At 58.8% G+C, this 18,580-nt stretch carries 14 protein-coding genes, 2 tRNA genes and 2 rRNA genes; 9 read left to right on the top strand and 9 right to left on the bottom strand.

Features of this window, described 5'->3' with window-relative positions; genetic code table 11:
* Positions 1-31: 31 nt before the first annotated feature.
* The 4 genes from ABC383_RS19965 to rrf all read left to right on the top strand — a co-directional run bounded on the left by ABC383_RS19965 (position 32) and on the right by rrf (position 3,699).
* Positions 32-108 (top strand) — tRNA-Ile (locus ABC383_RS19965).
* A 36-nt stretch (positions 109-144) separates the two neighbouring features.
* A tRNA-Ala gene (locus ABC383_RS19960) sits at positions 145-220 on the top strand.
* Between the two features lie 287 nt (positions 221-507).
* Positions 508-3,394: ribosomal RNA gene (locus ABC383_RS19955) — 23S ribosomal RNA — on the top strand.
* Positions 3,395-3,586: 192 nt separating this feature from the next.
* Positions 3,587-3,699: ribosomal RNA gene (rrf, locus tag ABC383_RS19950) — 5S ribosomal RNA — on the top strand.
* Between the two features lie 455 nt (positions 3,700-4,154).
* On the opposite strand, the gene ABC383_RS19945 is transcribed toward rrf, so the two are convergent.
* From ABC383_RS19945 to ABC383_RS19935, 3 genes are all read right to left on the bottom strand, one after another.
* Entirely contained in the window at positions 4,155-5,549 is a 1,395-nt protein-coding gene (locus ABC383_RS19945) for an FAD-binding oxidoreductase (RefSeq protein WP_413016544.1), read from the bottom strand.
* A gap of 291 nt (positions 5,550-5,840) precedes the next feature.
* Entirely contained in the window at positions 5,841-7,271 is a 1,431-nt protein-coding gene (locus ABC383_RS19940) for a sulfatase-like hydrolase/transferase (RefSeq protein WP_413016543.1), read from the bottom strand.
* 243 nt (positions 7,272-7,514) lie between these two features.
* Positions 7,515-8,498: a LysR family transcriptional regulator gene (locus ABC383_RS19935; RefSeq protein ID WP_413016541.1), complete on the bottom strand. Its 984-nt coding sequence runs from the start codon at positions 8,496-8,498 to the stop codon at positions 7,515-7,517.
* A gap of 227 nt (positions 8,499-8,725) precedes the next feature.
* Between ABC383_RS19935 and ABC383_RS19930 the strand changes: the two genes are divergently transcribed.
* Positions 8,726-9,703 (top strand): tripartite tricarboxylate transporter substrate-binding protein, encoded by a 978-nt coding sequence (locus ABC383_RS19930; RefSeq protein ID WP_413016540.1) that lies wholly within the window; start codon positions 8,726-8,728, stop codon positions 9,701-9,703.
* Between the two features lie 171 nt (positions 9,704-9,874).
* Here ABC383_RS19930 and ABC383_RS19925 read toward each other — a convergent pair whose 3' ends face one another.
* Entirely contained in the window at positions 9,875-10,168 is a 294-nt protein-coding gene (locus ABC383_RS19925) for a hypothetical protein (protein ID WP_413016538.1), read from the bottom strand.
* Between the two features lie 522 nt (positions 10,169-10,690).
* Here ABC383_RS19925 and ABC383_RS19920 point away from each other — a divergent pair.
* Positions 10,691-11,035: a hypothetical protein gene (locus tag ABC383_RS19920; protein WP_413016537.1), complete on the top strand. Its 345-nt coding sequence runs from the start codon at positions 10,691-10,693 to the stop codon at positions 11,033-11,035.
* A gap of 88 nt (positions 11,036-11,123) precedes the next feature.
* Here the strand turns inward: ABC383_RS19920 and ABC383_RS19915 are convergent, their stop codons facing one another.
* Both ABC383_RS19915 and ABC383_RS19910 read right to left on the bottom strand, forming a co-directional pair.
* Complete coding sequence (locus ABC383_RS19915; protein WP_413016535.1) at positions 11,124-11,885, bottom strand: SRPBCC family protein; 762 nt, start codon at positions 11,883-11,885, stop codon at positions 11,124-11,126.
* Positions 11,886-12,067: 182 nt separating this feature from the next.
* A complete protein-coding gene (locus ABC383_RS19910; RefSeq protein ID WP_413016533.1) occupies positions 12,068-12,700 on the bottom strand; it encodes a hypothetical protein in 633 nt (210 codons plus the stop codon).
* Positions 12,701-12,729: 29 nt separating this feature from the next.
* Here ABC383_RS19910 and ABC383_RS19905 point away from each other — a divergent pair, with 29 nt between their 5' ends.
* A complete protein-coding gene (locus ABC383_RS19905) occupies positions 12,730-13,194 on the top strand; it encodes a hypothetical protein (RefSeq protein WP_413016532.1) in 465 nt (154 codons plus the stop codon).
* A gap of 3 nt (positions 13,195-13,197) precedes the next feature.
* Here the strand turns inward: ABC383_RS19905 and ABC383_RS19900 are convergent, their stop codons facing one another.
* Both ABC383_RS19900 and ABC383_RS19895 read right to left on the bottom strand, forming a co-directional pair.
* Positions 13,198-15,369: a carboxy terminal-processing peptidase gene (locus ABC383_RS19900; protein ID WP_413016530.1), complete on the bottom strand. Its 2,172-nt coding sequence runs from the start codon at positions 15,367-15,369 to the stop codon at positions 13,198-13,200.
* Between the two features lie 251 nt (positions 15,370-15,620).
* A complete protein-coding gene (locus ABC383_RS19895) occupies positions 15,621-15,899 on the bottom strand; it encodes an H-NS histone family protein (RefSeq protein ID WP_413016528.1) in 279 nt (92 codons plus the stop codon).
* A 600-nt stretch (positions 15,900-16,499) separates the two neighbouring features.
* On the opposite strand from ABC383_RS19895, the gene ABC383_RS19890 reads away from it, so the two are divergent.
* Positions 16,500-17,915: an NAD-dependent succinate-semialdehyde dehydrogenase gene (locus ABC383_RS19890; RefSeq protein ID WP_413016526.1), complete on the top strand. Its 1,416-nt coding sequence runs from the start codon at positions 16,500-16,502 to the stop codon at positions 17,913-17,915.
* Positions 17,916-18,005: 90 nt separating this feature from the next.
* On the top strand, positions 18,006-18,266 hold the full coding sequence (locus tag ABC383_RS19885) for a hypothetical protein (RefSeq protein ID WP_413016524.1): 261 nt from the start codon (positions 18,006-18,008) through the stop codon (positions 18,264-18,266).
* Between the two features lie 49 nt (positions 18,267-18,315).
* Here ABC383_RS19885 and ABC383_RS19880 read toward each other — a convergent pair whose 3' ends face one another.
* On the bottom strand, positions 18,316-18,525 hold the full coding sequence (locus ABC383_RS19880) for a hypothetical protein (protein ID WP_413016522.1): 210 nt from the start codon (positions 18,523-18,525) through the stop codon (positions 18,316-18,318).
* Positions 18,526-18,580 lie beyond the last annotated feature (55 nt).

The raw sequence follows: 18,580 nt of genomic DNA, 5'->3' as shown, positions 1-18,580 counted from the left end.
GGTACATGCGGCAGTCGTGCAGCGTGTGCGAGGGTCTGTAGCTCAGCTGGTTAGAGCACCGTGTTGATAACGCGGGGGTCGTTGGTTCGAGCCCAACCAGACCCACCAGTTAAGCAGCAGTAAAGAAGTCATGGCAAGTCCCATGGGGGTTTAGCTCAGCTGGGAGAGCACCTGCTTTGCAAGCAGGGGGTCGTCGGTTCGATCCCGTCAACCTCCACCATTCTCTGACCATGACGGCAGCAAGGTACAAACGTAAGTCAGTGCGGGCCAAAGAGCTAGGCATGCGATTTAGGTTTGATCATTGCGATCAAGAAGGCTGTATTCGTTCTTTAACAAAGTGGAAGAAGTAGTAAAGATCAATGTAATTCGCAATGCGCGTTAATCTGGCGGTAAGCAGATTAGCAAACATTGCTGGGTTGTGATTGTATCGAAACAAACATGCATCAAATGAAACACAGCGCTTGCCTATGACGTCTTTGGAGGCAACTCCAGAGGTCAACGTTATAGGGACAAGTGACTAAGTGCACATGGTGGATGCCTTGGCGATTACAGGCGATGAAGGACGCAGTAGCTTGCGATAAGCTGCGGGGAGCTGGCAAACAAGCTTTGATCCGCAGATGTCCGAATGGGGAAACCCGGCCTTTTAGGTCATCGCATACTGAATACATAGGTATGCGAAGCGAACGCGGCGAACTGAAACATCTAAGTAGCTGCAGGAAAAGAAATCAACCGAGATTCCCAAAGTAGTGGCGAGCGAAATGGGATCAGCCTGCAAGATTTAGCAGTCGTGATAGTGGAATGCTCTGGAAAGTGCGGCCGTAGCGGGTGATAGCCCCGTACACGAAATCATGGTTGTGGAACTAGGCTTGCGACAAGTAGGGCGGGACACGTGAAATCCTGTCTGAACATGGGGGGACCATCCTCCAAGGCTAAATACTCGTAATCGACCGATAGTGAACCAGTACCGTGAGGGAAAGGCGAAAAGAACCCCGGAAGGGGAGTGAAATAGATCCTGAAACCGTGTGCATACAAACAGTCGGAGCGGACTTGTTCCGTGACGGCGTACCTTTTGTATAATGGGTCAGCGACTTACATTCAGTGGCGAGGTTAACCGCATAGGGAAGCCGTAGAGAAATCGAGTCCGAACAGGGCGACAGTCGCTGGGTGTAGACCCGAAACCAAGTGATCTACTCATGGCCAGGATGAAGGTGCCGTAACAGGTACTGGAGGTCCGAACCCACTAATGTTGAAAAATTAGGGGATGAGCTGTGGGTAGGGGTGAAAGGCTAAACAAACTTGGAAATAGCTGGTTCTCTCCGAAAACTATTTAGGTAGTGCCTCAAGTATCACCATCGGGGGTAGAGCACTGTTATGGCTAGGGGGTCATCGCGACTTACCAACCCATTGCAAACTCCGAATACCGATGAGTGCGAGCTTGGGAGACAGACGTCGGGTGCTAACGTCCGGCGTCAAGAGGGAAACAACCCAGACCGCCAGCTAAGGTCCCAAAGATTGGCTAAGTGGAAAACGAAGTGGGAAGGCTAAAACAGTCAGGAGGTTGGCTTAGAAGCAGCCACCCTTTAAAGAAAGCGTAATAGCTCACTGATCGAGTCGTCCTGCGCGGAAGATGTAACGGGGCTAAGCCAGTCACCGAAGCTGCGGATATGTGCGTAATTTATTACTGTACATATGGTAGGAGAGCGTTCTGTAAGCCTGCGAAGGTGTCTTGTAAAGGATGCTGGAGGTATCAGAAGTGCGAATGCTGACATGAGTAGCGATAATGGGGGTGAAAAGCCCCCACGCCGTAAGCCCAAGGTTTCCTGTTCAACGTTCATCGGAGCAGGGTGAGTCGGCCCCTAAGGCGAGGCAGAGATGCGTAGCTGATGGGAAGCAGGTTAATATTCCTGCACCGTCGTGTGATGCGATGGGGGGACGGATCGCGAATGGTTGTCCGGGTGTTGGATGTCCCGGTTCTTGACTTGTAGAAGGTCCTTAGGCAAATCCGGGGACATAATTCAAGGGGTCGAGACCAGCGGCTTTATGCTGCGAAGCAATCGGAAGTGGTTCCAAGAAAAGCCTCTAAGCTTCAGTCACACGAGACCGTACCGCAAACCGACACAGGTGGGCGAGATGAGTATTCTAAGGCGCTTGAGAGAACTCGGGAGAAGGAACTCGGCAAATTGGTACCGTAACTTCGGGATAAGGTACGCCCTGGTAGCTTGACTGGCCTGCGCCAGAAGGGTGACGGGGTTGCAATAAACTGGTGGCTGCGACTGTTTAATAAAAACACAGCACTCTGCAAACACGAAAGTGGACGTATAGGGTGTGACGCCTGCCCGGTGCTGGAAGATTAAATGATGGGGTGCAAGCTCTTGATTGAAGTCCCAGTAAACGGCGGCCGTAACTATAACGGTCCTAAGGTAGCGAAATTCCTTGTCGGGTAAGTTCCGACCTGCACGAATGGCGTAACGATGGCCACACTGTCTCCTCCCGAGACTCAGCGAAGTTGAAATGTTTGTGATGATGCAATCTACCCGCGGCTAGACGGAAAGACCCCATGAACCTTTACTGTAGCTTTGCATTGGACTTTGAACCAATCTGTGTAGGATAGGTGGGAGGCGATGAAACCGTGACGCCAGTTGCGGTGGAGCCAACCTTGAAATACCACCCTGGTTTGTTTGAGGTTCTAACCTTGGTCCGTTATCCGGATCGGGGACAGTGCATGGTAGGCAGTTTGACTGGGGCGGTCTCCTCCCAAAGTGTAACGGAGGAGTTCGAAGGTACGCTAGGTACGGTCGGACATCGTGCTCATAGTGCAATGGCATAAGCGTGCTTAACTGCGAGACTGACAAGTCGAGCAGGTACGAAAGTAGGACATAGTGATCCGGTGGTTCTGTATGGAAGGGCCATCGCTCAACGGATAAAAGGTACTCTGGGGATAACAGGCTGATTCCTCCCAAGAGTTCATATCGACGGGGGAGTTTGGCACCTCGATGTCGGCTCATCACATCCTGGGGCTGTAGCCGGTCCCAAGGGTATGGCTGTTCGCCATTTAAAGTGGTACGTGAGCTGGGTTTAAAACGTCGTGAGACAGTTTGGTCCCTATCTGCCGTGGGCGTTGGAAGTTTGAAGGGGGCTGCTCCTAGTACGAGAGGACCGGAGTGGACGAACCTCTGGTGTACCGGTTGTCACGCCAGTGGCATTGCCGGGTAGCTAAGTTCGGAAGAGATAACCGCTGAAAGCATCTAAGCGGGAAACTCGCCTTGAGATGAGACTTCCCGGGAGCTTGACTCCCCTAAAGGGTCGTTCGAGACCAGGACGTTGATAGGCTGGGTGTGGAAGCGCAGTAATGCGTTAAGCTAACCAGTACTAATTGCCCGTGCGGCTTGTCCCTATAACCTTGATGGTGCATAGCGGCGCTGTGTGGTGCGTGACGTTCGATACTCACAACCTGCAAGACAAGACATTGATCGTTGCATTGCCCCTGCCAAGTGCGGGAGCAATGTGGCTGCTTCTTCCCTTTGGGTTGGATGTGGCGTGTGCCAGGCGAGAAGCCGGCAGCGCGACAGACAACCGACAAGTCATGCCTGATGACCATAGCGAGTTGGTACCACCCCTTCCCATCCCGAACAGGACCGTGAAACGACTTTGCGCCGATGATAGTGCTGCAACCAGTGTGAAAGTAGGTCATCGTCAGGCTGTTATTAGAAAACCCCCGACGCCAATAGGCGCCGGGGGTTTTTGCTTTGGGGTTGCGGTCTGGGATTCGCGATCTGGGTATCGGTTGCCTGACGAACAGGGTTAGCCGCGATGCAAGCCTTAGACATGCGAACGTCCATAATGCCCAAACCTGGGTTGCGAAAGACCCCATTAAGCGGTTGGCAAAGGCATTGGGACTATGTCCGTTTCGTTGGCGAGCCAGTGAGCCGTCTTGACGCGCAGTTGGACGTCTGCCGGCGTGGCCGACAGCTCTGCGTTGGCTTGGTACCCGTCCCTCCGGCAGCGCAAGCGCAACAGAATGCGACGTGCGTGCTGCATCCTGCGCCAGCTAATCAGTGCGATGCAGATGAAGGGATGCATGCAACCGCTGCGCCTGCAGATAATGACGCAAAGCCTGACTGAGTCAGTTTCAAAATGCGATCCGGACGGCCTGCTTAGTCGATAACGCGTCCGGCGTTGAGCACATTGTTGGGATCGAGCAGCCGCTTCAGAGCACCCATCAGCGCCAGCTCTTGCGGTGACCTGCTGAAGTGCAAAAACTCTTTCTTGATCACCCCTATGCCATGTTCAGCCGAGATCGGCCCCTGTACGTCGCCCACGGCGCTATATACGACCTCCTCGACTTCGTGCAGCATTCCGGGCGTGGAATAGGGGCCAGACAGCAAATGCAGGTTGCCATCGCCAAGATGGCCAAAGAACAGATGACTCTGCTGCGGGAATTTCTCCTGGAGCGTCTTCTGTACCGAAGCAACGAAGCCATCCATCGACGCCACCGGTATGCCGACATCGAATGCGGCATGCGGCTTGAGACGGGACAGCATCTCGCCTACAGATTCGCGGTAGTCCCATAGCTGCCTAGCCTGCTCGATCGACTGGGCCACGATCACATCCTGGACCAGTTCCTGCTCCAGCGCTCGTTGCAAGAAAGCTTCCAGTTGCGCGCGGTCCTGCCGGTCCGAGGCGCCCAGCAGTTCCACCAGCACATAGACCGGATACCGTTCGGCAAAGGGCTGCCTGGCACCGGTGATCTCCGCGGCCTTGTCGATAAAGCCCTGCCACATCAGTTCGAACGCCGAAAGCGTGGGCAGATGCAAGCGCATTTCCTTCAGCAACGCTGCCGCGTCGGAAAAGGAGGTCAGCGCGCACAGCGCGGTGACGGTCGATGACGGTTTCGGCGCAAGCTTCAGCACCAGCCGTGTAATCACGCCGAGTATGCCCTCGGCCCCGATGAAAAGATGCTTCAGGTCGATGCCGGTCGTATTCTTGGTTACACGGTTGAGCATGGTCATCAGCGAGCCATCCGGCAGCGCCACTTCCAGCCCGAGAACCAGGTCCCGCATCGTGCCATAGCGGATCACGCGGTTACCGCCGGCATTGGTGGAGGCGTTGCCGCCGATCTGGCAACTGCCCCGTGCGCCGAGGTCGAGTGGAAAGAACCATCCCTTCTCCTCGACGCAGGTTTGCATCTGCTCCAGTGTCACGCCTGCCTGCACGGTGACCGTGCCGCCGATGTCGTCGAACTCTTCGATGCTGTTCAGCTTTGCCAGCGACAGCGCGACTTCCCCGCGCTGCGGCGTGGCCGCGCCGGCCAGGCCGGTCAGGCCGCCCTGTATGACCGCCTTCTGTCCGAAGCGACTCAAAATGGCGAGCGCCGTCGCCACCTGGGGCGGCGTTCTGGGGAAGACCACCAGAGTGGGGCGTTCCCTGGCCGCTTCGCTCCAGTCGCCTGCGTGGCTGTGCGCAATATCGGCATTGCCTGTCACGTTTTCTGCACCGAGTTCGGCCACCAGCGCCTCGTACACATCCGATGCCGCATTTTGACTATCCATGTTTGCTGATCCTTGCTGACCTGATGGGTTTGCGCCGCCGGCCGCCAGCCGTCGCGCTGGGCTCCCTAGGAGCCTGCGCGGCAGAAGGGTCGGCGGCTGCAACGCGCGAGAAAACGGTCCAGTTCGGTATCACCACCTGCGCCCAGGGGGCCACCCTGGGCTTGTTGGTACTACCAAACTGGCCTCGTTTTTCGCACGTTTCGCTACGCCGCCTTCTGCCGCGCAGGCTCCTAGCGCAACGTCGATGGTTGATTTGGTAACCGGCTGGCTTGCGTGATGAAAGAAATTGCCCTATTTCCCGGGTACGGGCGTCGCGGCTGGTGTCCCCGTGCGCAGTGCCACATCCCTGCCGCCGAAAGCATCGACCAGCTTTTGCTGGTCGGCCTTGGCCTGGCGGTTGACCGCTTCCGGATCGAGCAGCGAGCGCAGCCGTGTTTCAAAGTCGACCAGGATGTGCGCATATTCCGGATCGCCGGCGAGGTTGCGGATTTCCTCCGGGTCCTGCCGCAAGTCGAACAGTTCAGGTTGGAGGCCGACATAGTAGTGGTACTTGAAGTCCGCATTGGCCAGCATGTACGCGGCATTTTCGGAGCCGACGGCATGGAATTCGCTGAATGCCAGGCGGTTCGGCATGTCGGGTTCGCAGGCGATTTCGGCGATGGAACGGCCCGGCCCTTGGATCAGCGCCGGCGCGCAGCCAGTGCGTTCCAGGATCGTGTTCTGGATATCGATCAGCGATACCGGCGTGGCGCTTACCTTCGCCTCCGGAATGCCGGGGCCGGAAATCATCATCGGCACGCCGGTGGATTCGCGGTACATCAGGCATTTGTTCCACATGCCGCGCTTGCCGACATTGTCGCCATGGTCGCTGCTGTAGATGATGGTGGTGGACTCATGAAGGCCGTGCCGGTGTGCGGCATCGATGATTTTTCCGACCTGATGGTCCATGAAGGTGATCAGGCCGAAATAGCTGGCAAGGGCCAGGCGGCGACGCTCGTCGGAACCGATCGCCGCGTCATGGTCCATGAACCGGGCCTGCCTTTCCACCCAGGGGTGCCTGACGTAGCCGCTCGATGGATGGAGCAGCGGCAGCGGAATGCTGTCGACCGGGTACATGTCCAGGAACGCTTGGGGTACGACCAGCGGAAAATGCGGCGCCACCAGGCCCACGAACAAAGTCCATGGCTTTTCATCGTTGGCATGCTGGCCCAGCCACTCGACCGCGGTGTCCGCCACGCGGGCGTCGAAGCGGTTGTAATCGGATTCGCCCGCGCCGATCCTGTCATACAGCGGCGATGGGCCGATGGTTTCCGGCATAGGATCGCGCACCGAGCCCCATACTTGGCCTATGCCTTCGTGAATATGGACCGCGTGCTGCTGGCGCCGGAATCCGACCGGGGACGAGGCACTCCTGTAATGCAGCTTGCCGATGGATTCAACAAGCAGACCGGCGTCCGACAGATGCTGTGCCCATCCGGCCGGCTTGCCGTCGTAGGCTATGGCATTGTCCCAGCAGCCTATTTCATGCACATGGCGGCCGGTGGCAAGCGAGGCACGCGCCGGCACGCAGATCGGGGACGGCGTATAGGCATTGCTGAACCGGGTGGATACCGTTGCCAGTGCATCGAGGTTGGGCGTGCGAATGAAGGGATGGCCTGCGCACCCCATTAGATTGTGTACGTGCTCATCGGAAAGGATCAGCAGGACGTTGGTAGGCTTCATCGGGCGGGTCCAGGATTAGGGGTGTGAACGTCTTGAACGTTTTTAAGGATTGCCTCGATTATTGGCGCCGCCTGCATGAATAACAATTGATAAATTTTTGAAAGATCATAACCAGGAAGTTATCTATTTCCGGCTTGTGTAGTGGCAGTGCGCCTGGCTCGCCAATGTGACGGCCACGGCAGGGCACTACCTTGCGGGCGATGTCGCAACGTGCTGGCCCCCGGGCGCCAATCGCGGCTACGGTCAGTTCATGCCGAAACCCGCATAGATCTGCCCAGCATATTCGAAGCATTCGCGCATCAATCGGACGCTGGGGTTGCTGTTTTCCGCCAGGGAAATGATGTGCACCTTCTGAAGGATTGCGGACGTGTCGAGCGGAACGATGGCGTGGCTTCCTTCGGCCACATAGCGATTGGCCAATGTGCGGGGCAATAGGCAGATCATCGAGGTCTGCCCAGCCAGCGCGGCATTGGCATAGAGCGACATCGATTCCACGCAATTGTCCGGCAGGGTGACGCCATAACCCTTGAGCAGGGTATCGAGCGCCAGATATACCGGCGACGTACGGACCGGGACGATCCATGGATGGCCTTCCAGGTCCTGCCATGTCGGCGCAATGCGGAATGCCAGCGGATGGTGTTTCGAGACGACCAGCACCAGCGGGTCGCTGGCGATTTCCTGATCCGCGAATTGCGGGCTGTTCAGGGGCGCCGGTGTCCTGGTGATGATCAGGTCGACGATGCGCTCCGCCACCATCGGGAACAGCCGGTCGGCCGTCGCTTCCGTCAGGGACACTGCGGCGTTTGGCGCGCGATGGTGAAATGCGGCGATTGCCTGCGGAACCAGAACCGGCGTGACCGTCGACACCGCCCCGATGGCGACCTTGCCGGAAGAACCGAAGAGCAGGGAATCGAAATCCTTTCTGGCATGACTGATCTGGTAGAGGATTTCACGGGCGCGGTTGGTCAGCGCATGACCAAAGACCGTGAACTCGACCTGCTGGCCAACGCGCCTGATCAGGTCGACGCCGAGCATGGCTTCCATCTCGGCGATCTGCTTCGATATCGCGGGCTGCGTCACATGAAAGGCCTGCGCCACCAGCTTCACTTGCTTCAACTCGGACAGTGCCAGCAGGATGCGCAGTTGGTTCAGCTTCAACGTGGAATCGAAGAAGCGCTCGAACATGCGCCTCCTCGCATTTTCCATCTCGGTATTCTCATCCGTCACAGTTGCGCTCCTGGAAACCCGTTAGTCGGACTGCACCGCGACATTCTGTCAAGGGACCGGTCGGTCCCTTGACCGACAAGCAACAGGAAGCAATCGAGGGCTGCCGCTCATAACCATAATGTAATTTATGGAAAACAAATCGTAATTTTCAAGTTATATATTTCTTGCTTATAGTACGTTGCCGATGCACAGGCAGGCATAAGCCAATCAGAAGATCTGGAGACAGCATGGTTACCCGCAGAAAATTCATTTCATTGGCCTCATGTTCCGCGGCGGCGCTTGCCGCCGGCATGTTCAAGCCGGCGCTGGCGCAGTCCAGCATGACGAAACTGTTTGTCGGCTTCCAGGCCGGCGGCGGATTCGATGCCATCGCCCGGGCGCTTGGAGAGGGGCTCAGAAGCCATTTGAACAGCACCGTCATTGTGGAAAACAAGCCCGGCGCGGCCGGACGTCTCGCAGTCGAATCGGTGGCAAGGGCACCGGCGGACGGTTCGACCCTGCTGGTCACGCCTTCTCCGGTACTGACGCTCTTTCCGCATACCGTGTCCAAGCTGCCCTATGACCCATTGCGCGACCTGGTTCAGGTGGCGCGGCTGGCCTCCTTCGACTATGGATTTGCCGTCAACACCAGCAGCAACATCACCACGCTCAGGCAGTACGTCGACGCGGTGAAGGCAAACAAGGATCTCGGCGCCTACGGCACGCCCGGAGCCGGCCTGACGCCGCATTTCATCGGCATGATTCTGGCGCGCGAGACCGCAAGCCCTTTGCTGCATGTGCCCTACAAGGGCACCGCTCCGGCAATCCAGGATCTGATGGGCAACCAGATACCGGCGGTCTGCGCGACTGCGCCGGCCTTGGTGACTGGACACAAGAGCGGTCGCCTGCGGGTGCTGGCCACGACAGGTTCAAAGCGCAATCCGGATTTGCCGGATGTTCCCACGTTTGCCGAAGCCGGCGTCAAGAACCTGCTGATCGAGGAATGGGCCGCGCTGAGCGCGCCTGCGGGCATGGCGAAAGACATCGTGGACAGGCTCAACAAGGCGGTCCTGGCCGCCCTGGCGGACCCCAAGCTGCAGGCGCAATTCAAATTGCAGGGATTCTATCCGGCCGGATCGTCTCCGGAGGAAGCAGCCCGGCTGCTGAAGGCCGAATATGACAATTGGAAATCAGCTGTCAGAGTGCTGGATTTCAAGCCGGAATAACGTTCATCATCCCCGCCAGCCCGGCCGCGTTGCGACATTCCTGCACACCGGCGCAGGCGCGCCATCCGGCGAGCCGCCACGGCTGATCCTGGTGGATGCCAGAGGCGGTCCTGCCGTGCGGCGTATGACCCAGATTGCATGCGCCAACGCGCTGGTCATGGGCAAAAACCCCTATCTGTTGGATGCCGGATATGGCGCGACGGTGTGACCGGTGCAAAAGAGAATTTCTTTTCTTTTTCCGGCACGGGGGGCGCCGGCGAACAATAACGGACTCGTCACAGTCCAAGCAGCGCGTGGCACGATCCGCCCCGGTTCTAATGCAGCCTCTTCGTTGAACATGCCCGGGCGGCTCCATGTATGCCCTTGATTGCAAATGGACCCTACACCGATCAAATCGCCGGCTTCCGTCAAAACCCGGCAGCCTGAAAAGGCTGACAGGATCGCCCGCTTTGTCGTGGCGATCATGACCTGTCTCGGTGCATTGGGTCTGGCTGCGCTCTTATTCTTTCCGCTTTACTTCGCAAAGTAAGGACCTTAGCCAGCAGGAGCGAGCATGAGATTGCAGGCAGCGACAGTGACCAGGATTTTTCACAAGGCACCCGACGAACCGTTTATTCCAGAAGGCATTCCGGTACCCGGGCCACGCCCGAATCGTTCAGATCATCCACCCGTCAGGGAGCCGGATCGTCCGCCGCTGCCGCCGGCAAAAGAGCCTCCGGCGCCGGTGCGGCGAAACGATCTTCAGCGGAGGCTGAAGGCAGTCGGTAAGGCTCCCGTTGATGCGCCTTACTGCGCCTTTCTGTCAGCACCGCAATTCTTGCGTTTCCCGTTACCGGTGCGGAACGACCTCATCCATTCACGCGATGGATAGCCGGTATCCGCAATGAAAATGGGGTTATTGCGGCCGGCGCCCTTATATTCCCGGTAGAAGACGAAACGTGGATCACAGCGGGTCCACATCGTTAAACAGAAAGGGCAGCCGCGAACGTGGCACGATATACAAGAACGTATCGTCGTCATGCCGCGTGCAGGTCCCGCCGCAAACAGCACTCGCAGGTAGAAAATGAAAACGCCGAAAGTATTACCGTGGCTGGCCCGCAAGGCCGGCCTGACAGAGAACATGTTGAACTGCTGTGGAACAGCGCGCTTCGCCATGCAAGCCTTAGACAGCCACAACTGGCCGCAAATCAGCGCATGGCGGTCGCGATGCAGGAACTGATGACCAGGCTGGGCCGTGAGAAGTCCCTGAGCAACAGCATCAAATCTCCCGTACGTATTGCCGCAAATGACGCCAGCCGCCAGGCCGCCGCGCCAGGACTCGTGCCGGCATGAATCTTCCGTAACGCATCAAATGCCTGGACCGTACAGCGCGCGCCATCCCGTCGGCGCGGCGCTGTTTCAGTCTGCGCCTGATTCGCGGTCAGTTGGACGGCGGTACCGCGCGTTTGATTGAAGCGTCCAGTTTTTCCTTGTCCTCCGCGCCTGGCCCTTCGTTGCCCTGCAGCGCATTCTTCACTGCCTCATTGCTGCCCATGTCGCCATAGCCTTCCGTGCTTTGGTGAGGCAGGTTGCCCGCATGGCGGACTGCATCGGATTGCTGGTCGAGATTCACTTCTTCGGCGACATTGAAGCGGCCATCGGCATCAGGCCCGCCCGTGTCCTTTGACAGCGCGTTTTCCGACAGATTGTCTGAGCCCGTTGCGACAGAAGCCGCGCTGCGCCCGCCACCGCTGACCTGGCCGCCATGCACCTCGCCGCGCCAGGCGCCGGTTTCCCGGCCTTTGGCTTCCATCATCTGTTTCAGGCGCTGCAGGTCTTCCTGCACCTGCTTCGCCATCGCATGGTCGCCTTCGGTGCCGGCATGCGCGGCGTCGGCTTCCAGCGTGAGGGTGACGCGGGCGCCATTCTCGCCCAGTGCCTGCACGTCGACGCGGCCAGTGTTGACCGGGCCGTCCAGGTTGCGCCATGCGATGGATTGGTCAGGCTGCTGCTCGATGATTTCCGAATTCCAGTCGCGCGTCTGCTGACCGATCCGGGTGGTCCAGCGCACATGGGTGTCGTCCACCTGCTGTGCCGATTCCACTTCCTGCATGAAGCGCGGATAGTCCTCGAACTGGGTCATCTGGTTGTACGCGACATGCGCTGGTACGCCGATATCAACAGATTGCTGAATTCTTGCCATCTCAAATCTCCTTATCCAGGTTGGCAGCCGGGCGAATTGCCCGAGCCCGGGCTGGCTGTCGCTATGAGAGGCTGCGTGCTGTGACTAGTTGCGTTTCAATGGCCCCGATATTGTTTTGAACAAGCCGCATTGAACAAACGCATGCTTTTCCGGTTCCCGGCAGCGCCGGGAACCGGGCGCCATTAATAGAAGATCAGGTAGCCCAGGCCCTTGCGCCTGGCTTCCGCCAGCATCGGGCGCAGCCTGGCCGGGATTTCGGGCAGGGCGCAGTTCAGGTCGAGCACGAATCCCGCAATGCGCCTGTCGCCGGCGGTGTGCCGCGTCAGGCCGCTGTTGGTGCATACCCAGTCCCATTCCCTGCAGCCGTCGGCCTGGCCGCGCGGGCCGACCAGTTCCGAAAGCGGGAAGGAGCCCGTCTTGTGGATTTCGGCTGCGGGAAAGAAGCCGCCGTTAATGGCGTCTTCCGCCAGGTCGTGTTCCGGATCGATGTCCAGCAGGTCCTCGACAATTTCCACCTGGTCCGGCTCCAGGTCGTACACAACGCGCGACAACATCGGCTTGATGCTGCCGGAGCGGAGAAAGTGACGCAGCGCGTGCAGGGTGGTGTCTTCGTCGAGGAAAGGATTGCCGTTGATCTCGATGCCGGCTTTCAACAGCAGGTCGAGCATGGCAGGCACTTGCTGAAGCAGCGGCTGCACCGCGTGGAAGTGCGTCAGGACCTGCTGGACTTCAGGCGCATGCAGGCCGTTTTCGAGCCGGGCCTGGGCAATGCAGGCCTGCATGAATTGAAGAACGAGATTGATTTGTGCCTGCAAGCCACCCGGGTCATCGATTGCAGACTGCGTTGCCGCCGGTTGTACGCAACTCTGCAGCAGCAGATTTTCAAGAGAATTCGGAGACGCGCTCATGTCCTGCTTTTCACTTCCGGAACCGTTCTTCATTTTACTATTTCGACTTCAGGATTTTACTTTTCCACGAACGTCCTATCATGCGCTTCTTTAGCAGCACTGGCCATAATGACAGCAAAATTTTTTGGTCCGCCGATGCATATTTGCAGCGGCCCATCAATGCCTGCGGCGGGGCGGCATCGCCGGCTGGCTTTACTGGATATACAGGGGAATGGCTGGCGCGCGATGCATTGCGTTGGCGGATCTACTTTCGCGCTCGTCGGATATGGATGCGGCTGGGCGAACGGCCTTGCGCCCGTCGCATGGTGCGGGCACAGGCGGTCGCCCATCCGGTTCTGGCGTGTGCGCAGGCACCCGGCGCCGCCTTCCCGGTTTGGATGAGCAAGGGTAAGCGGTTGTGAATGTCAGCGCTTGCCTGTCTCGGCAATCCCTGAAGAATTACCGGAAGGCGTGCCACGCGCGGCCAGTTTCGGTTCCGCTTTCAGAAGCGTGGCGGTGTCGCCGACGATGCGCGCGGCTTCATCGAGCCACACATCCCTGGCTTCCTTCTGCGCCTTTTCGTCCGCCAGCTCTTCGCTGAGGCTGCGTTCGCCAGCCTGCAGCCCGGCGTCCTGCGGGACGATCTTTCTGGCAGCGGCCTGGCGACCGGCCTTGCCGCCCCTGGACGCGGCGTCGGTGTCCTTGCCTTCCTCGCGCTGCTTCAGGCGCGCCTCGCGCAACTCACGCTCGCGGCGGCGCTCCGCTTCGTTCAGGGAGAGTTGGCGCTTGCCGCGCTGTTCCTGCACTTCGCGCAGGTCTTCCAGCAGGTACTGGAAGTCCTTGTCCTTGGCGATCCGGCTGGCGTGACGGCTTTCCAGCACCGGCAGCAGCCGGGACAGGTCGCCCAAGGGCGTAAAGCCGGCTGGCTTGATCTGGGTCCATGGCAGCGCATTGTCGTAGCTGGACTCGCCGAACTGCTCGGTGTCGGAGACGGTGGGGAACTTGATGTCGGGCACGACGCCGCGTAGCTGGGTGGTGCCGCCATTGATGCGGAAGAACTGGGCGATCGTCATTTTCAGCTCGCCGAACTGCGGCTTTTCATTGCGCGCCATCTGGTCGAGATTGATCACGGTCTGCACCGTGCCCTTGCCGAAACTGGGTTCGCCGATGACCACGCCACGTCCGTAGTCCTGGATCGCGGCGGCGAAGATCTCCGAGGCCGAGGCCGAGCCGCGGTTGATCAATACGCCCATGGTCCCGTTCCAGACTGCGCGCGGCGCCTTGGCGCTGTCGACCTTGATGTCGCCGCGCGAGTTGCGCTCCTGCAGTACCGGGCCGACGCCGGTGAAGAGGCTGGTCAGTTCGATGGCTTCATCGAGCGAGCCGCCGCCGTTGTTGCGCAGGTCGATCAGCACACTGTCTATCTTGTCCTTCTTCAGTTCGTCGAGCAGGCGTGCAACGTCGCGTGCGGCGCTCTTGAATTCCTTGTCGCCGCGGCGCCGGGATTCGATGTCCTGGTAAAACATCGGCAGGGTGATCACGCCCACCTGACGGGTGGCCGCTCCCTCCTTGACCTGGATTACCGACTTCTTCGCCGCCTGGCGCTCCAGGCTGATCTTGTTGCGAACCAGCGCAATGCGACGGGTCTTGGCGTCCGGACCGGCGTCCGCCGGCAGCACATCAAGCCGCACCGTGGTGTCCTTGGCGCCGCGGATCAGGCCGACCACGTCGTTGACCCGCCAGCCTACGATGTCCGTCATCGCGCCGTCGGCGCCCTGGCCGACGGCAACGATGCGGTCGCCGACCTTGAGCTTGCTCGACAGCGCCGCCGGACCGCCGGGAACAAGGTCGCGGATGGTGGTGTATTCCTCCCGCTCCTGCAGCACCGCGCCGATGCCCACCAGCGACAGGCTCATGGCGATGTCGAAATCGGCCGACGCGGTCGGGCTCATGTAATCGGTATGCGGCTCGATCGAGGTGGCATAGGAATCCATGAAGACCTGGAACACGTCATCGGCCTTGTATTTCTCCACGCGGGCGATATTGCTTGCGTACCGCTTGTCGAGCGTGGCGCGGATGAACTTGTCATCCTTGCCGGCCAGTTTCAGGCGCAGCCAGTCGCTCTTGACCCGCTTGCGCCAGAGATCGCGCATGTCGTCCTGGTTCGCAGGCCAGGGTTCCTTGTCGCGCTGATACTGGTAGGTTTCATTCTGGGAGAAATCGAAATCCTGCTTCAGCAGCTCGCGGGCATAACCGAGCCGCTCGGTCACGCGTTGCTGATAGAGATTGAAGATGTCGAACGGTACCCGCAGGTCTTCCTGGAAAATCGCATCGTCCAGCCGGGAACGCAACGAGGAAAATTGCGCCAGGTCAGTCTGCAGGAAGAACAGATGCTCCGGATCCAGCATCTTCAGATAACGATCGAAGATCTTCTGGGACATCGCATCGTCCAGCGGCACTGCTCGATAGTGATGGCGGGTGAGAATCTGCGCGGAGAGATTGGCTGCCTGCGCCTGTTGCTGTGCCGGCGCCAATGGCGCGGCTTGTGCCGCCACGGTGAGACCGGCCAGCAGTGTAATAAGCAGTTGCTTCTTCATGCGTTTCCCCAAAATGAATCCCTGAAGTATAACGACCTCTGCGGCCGCTTACCTGACTGCGTCATTAATTGCATTGCTGAAATTATTTTGGGGAAAGGCACGGAGGAGGATAGGCGCGTCCGATTTTCGTTTAACGTGCTCCCGCTGCTCCAGGCGGCACGCGTTTTGCCGGCACAAATACCGCCTGGCCGAATCGCAGGCTGGTGAATTTGCGCCGGCGGACCTCGACGTCAGCCGGGTCCTGTGTTGCATCAGACGCGGAACTGTTCCTTGTCTTTTCCGGACAGCCAGTTTGGCATTCTTCCGCGTCCGCTCCAAGTATCGCCGGTTTCGCTATTGCGGAATTGCACGACGCTGGATTTCTTCGAACTGCCTTTTTTCGAAGACTGGAGATCAGCCACGGTAATGCCATATTCCGACATCATTTCCTTGATGCGCTGAACCGCTGCACCCAATTCGCTTTCGCGCTGCGCAGCGGCCTGTTTTTGCAGGTCTTCGATCTTCGCTTGTATTTCTTTATAAGTGGCCATATTGATCCCTGTAATTGGTTAAGCACTGCCGTATATTGATGGCGACCGAAGCGTATATTAATTAAACGATTATTTCAACTGTGAAAACGCTGGGTTTGATATTAATCACCTTCAAACACCAATTGAATCCGAAGCGAAAAGGTTTTTAGACTTCAAATACTAACGCTTTAAAAAGTTGCTAATAAATCATTTGTCGCCGGCTTATTTTCAGTAACGCTTTTAAAAGCATCGGTCCTGAAAGCAGCCCTGCTTCCAGCGCCCAATGTCGCATGCCGATGCACCTGTGTTACCGGTAAAACGCCTTTGTAAACGGACGCTTCCGATTGCACCCCTGTTCGTGTCGCGCACGAATTCCCCAAATGGCGCTATTTTCATTCTTCGATTACAGCGTTGAAACCGAATGTTTAAAACCTGAAAAATTGTTATAGAAAATCGATCAATTTTCCGGGTGAACGTCCTTTTGCCGGAATGGTCGTATTCCAGGGACATGGCCGAGAGGAAGCGGGGAGGATATGGACGCCCGATTCCTGGAACGCCATTTCGCAATCGCCGTGCAACCAACCATTCGCCACAATTATTGACCGAGCAAAGGGATGCAAAATGGAAAGCATTAACCCGCATACCGGGATGAAAATCAGATCATTCGAAACGCAAAGCGACGAGGTGATTGATCAGTACTTGCAGGGTGCTGCCGACACATTTATGAAATGGCGCAAGAGTTCTTTTGCCGACCGGGCCAAATTGCTGCGCGGCGCCGCTGCACTTTTACGCGAGCGGAAAAATGCGTTGGCGCTGCTGATGGCACAAGAGATGGGCAAGGTGTTACGCGACGGCGTTGCCGAAGTGCAGAAATGTGCCGATTGCTGTGATTTTTATGCCGAAAATGCGTATCGCTTTTTGCAGAAGCAGGTCATCGAAAGCGATGCGGAGGAAAGCTACGTTGCCTATGATCCGCTGGGCGTGGTGCTGGCGGTGATGCCCTGGAATTTTCCTTTCTGGCAAGTGTTCCGCTTTGCCGCGCCGGCTTTAATGGCCGGCAATGTGGGTGTGCTCAAGCATGCATCCAACGTGTCGGGGTGCGCACTGGCCATCCAGGATATTTTCCGGGACGCCGGTTTTCCCGACCATGCCTTTACCGTGCTGCTCGTCGAAAGCGCGCGGGTGGAGCGGCTGATACGGCATCCGGTCATCAGCGCCGTGACCCTGACGGGAAGCACGCCGGCCGGCAGGTCGGTGGCCGGTATCGCCGGGTCGGAACTGAAGAAAACCGTGCTGGAACTGGGCGGCAGCGATGCCTACCTGGTGCTGGACGATGCCGACCTGGACCTGGCGGTGGAAACCTGCGTGAAGAGCCGCCTGATCAATGCAGGGCAAAGCTGCATCGCCGCGAAACGCTTCATTGTCGTCAAGCCGCTGTTCAGGCAGTTCGAGCAGCGCTACCTGGAGAAATTCCAGGCGATCCGCTTCGGCGACCCGATGGAGGCGGCCACCGACATCGGGCCGATGGCGCGTGCCGATCTGCGCGACCAGGTACATGAGCAGGTGATGCAAAGCGTGCAGCAGGGCGCCAGGCTGCTGACGGGCGGCGTGGTGCCGGACGGTCCCGGCGCCTACTATCCGCCCACCGTGCTGTCTGGCGTGAGACCAGGCATGACCGCCTTCGATGACGAGATCTTCGGCCCGGTGGCGGCCTTGATCGAAGCAGACGACGAGCAGCATGCGGTGACGATGGCCAACCAGTCCATCTTCGGCCTCGGCGCAGCGGTCTTTACGGCAGACAAGGCACGTGCCGACCGCATTGCGCGTGAATTGCAGGCAGGCAGCGTGTTCGTGAATGCGCTGGTCAAATCGGACCCGCGCCTGCCGTTTGGCGGCGTCAAGCAGTCGGGTTACGGACGCGAGCTGTCCTGGTTCGGCATCCAGGAATTCGTCAACGTCAAGACGGTCTATCATGCCGGCGCCGCGCCAAAGCCGACACCGGCTAAAGGCGCCGGCGGGGCTGCGGCACAGGACTGATCCTGCCCGCTGCGTGCTGCATGCGGCGTCATGCCCGGCATGCGGCAAGCCGGGCGCCTGCCGATTCATGACCGTTTCAAGGAGATTTCCATGCAAGCTTTTTCCAGCACGGGTGGGCGACTGCTCGCCATTGCCGTCATGGCGTTGTCTGTCGTCGCCTGCAACAGGGGCGACGCCAATTCCAGCGCTTCCGGCGGGCCGGGCAACAGCACCGGCACGGCGACGGGTTCGACGTCCGGCGGTTCGACATCGGCCACGGTCGGCGCGGACAATGGCAGCGGCAAACTGGGCGGTACGACCAGCGGCGGTTCGGGCGGCACCTCGGGTTCCGGTTCAGGCACGGCGCGCTGAGCGGCGGCCTGCAGGGCACGCAGGCAGTGCATGCGTCACGCCGTATCCGCTACTCGTCTTCCCATTCATTGACGCGCTGCAGTCCGCGCAGGACGGCGGCCTGTTCGGCCGCCGATACGGCGCAGGCCGACAGCATGAAAGCGGTTTTCTGGATCAGCCGGCTGTCCTTCTCGATGATGAACGAGACTTGCCAGCGGCCCTGGGCGGGGCGGGCGCTGCCTGACACGGTATAGCCCTTGAACAACACGGTCTGTGGCATGGCAACCCCGCTGAAAGAACGCTTCGACCGGTGCATTGCTGCATTGTTCCCGGCC

Origin of the sequence: Noviherbaspirillum phoenicis, assembly GCF_047237965.1 — a bacterium.
In the GTDB taxonomy this organism is placed as follows: Bacteria; Pseudomonadota; Gammaproteobacteria; order Burkholderiales; family Burkholderiaceae_D; genus Noviherbaspirillum_A.
Note: the sequence above shows the minus strand (reverse complement) of the source record. Positions and strands in the feature narration are given on the sequence as shown.

Bases quoted from the DNA above. Each gene is read 5' to 3' on its own strand.
- ABC383_RS19945 (WP_413016544.1), bottom strand. From the start codon at position 5,549: ATGGATAGTCAAAATGCGGCATCGGATGTGTACGAGGCGCTGGTGGCC.
- ABC383_RS19940 (WP_413016543.1), bottom strand. From the start codon at position 7,271: ATGAAGCCTACCAACGTCCTGCTGATCCTTTCCGATGAGCACGTACAC.
- ABC383_RS19930 (WP_413016540.1), top strand. From the start codon at position 8,726: ATGGTTACCCGCAGAAAATTCATTTCATTGGCCTCATGTTCCGCGGCG.
- ABC383_RS19925 (WP_413016538.1), bottom strand. From the start codon at position 10,168: ATGATCGCCACGACAAAGCGGGCGATCCTGTCAGCCTTTTCAGGCTGC.
- ABC383_RS19915 (WP_413016535.1), bottom strand. From the start codon at position 11,885: ATGGCAAGAATTCAGCAATCTGTTGATATCGGCGTACCAGCGCATGTC.
- ABC383_RS19900 (WP_413016530.1), bottom strand. From the start codon at position 15,369: ATGAAGAAGCAACTGCTTATTACACTGCTGGCCGGTCTCACCGTGGCG.
- ABC383_RS19895 (WP_413016528.1), bottom strand. From the start codon at position 15,899: ATGGCCACTTATAAAGAAATACAAGCGAAGATCGAAGACCTGCAAAAA.
- ABC383_RS19890 (WP_413016526.1), top strand. From the start codon at position 16,500: ATGGAAAGCATTAACCCGCATACCGGGATGAAAATCAGATCATTCGAA.
- ABC383_RS19885 (WP_413016524.1), top strand. From the start codon at position 18,006: ATGCAAGCTTTTTCCAGCACGGGTGGGCGACTGCTCGCCATTGCCGTC.
- ABC383_RS19880 (WP_413016522.1), bottom strand. From the start codon at position 18,525: ATGCCACAGACCGTGTTGTTCAAGGGCTATACCGTGTCAGGCAGCGCC.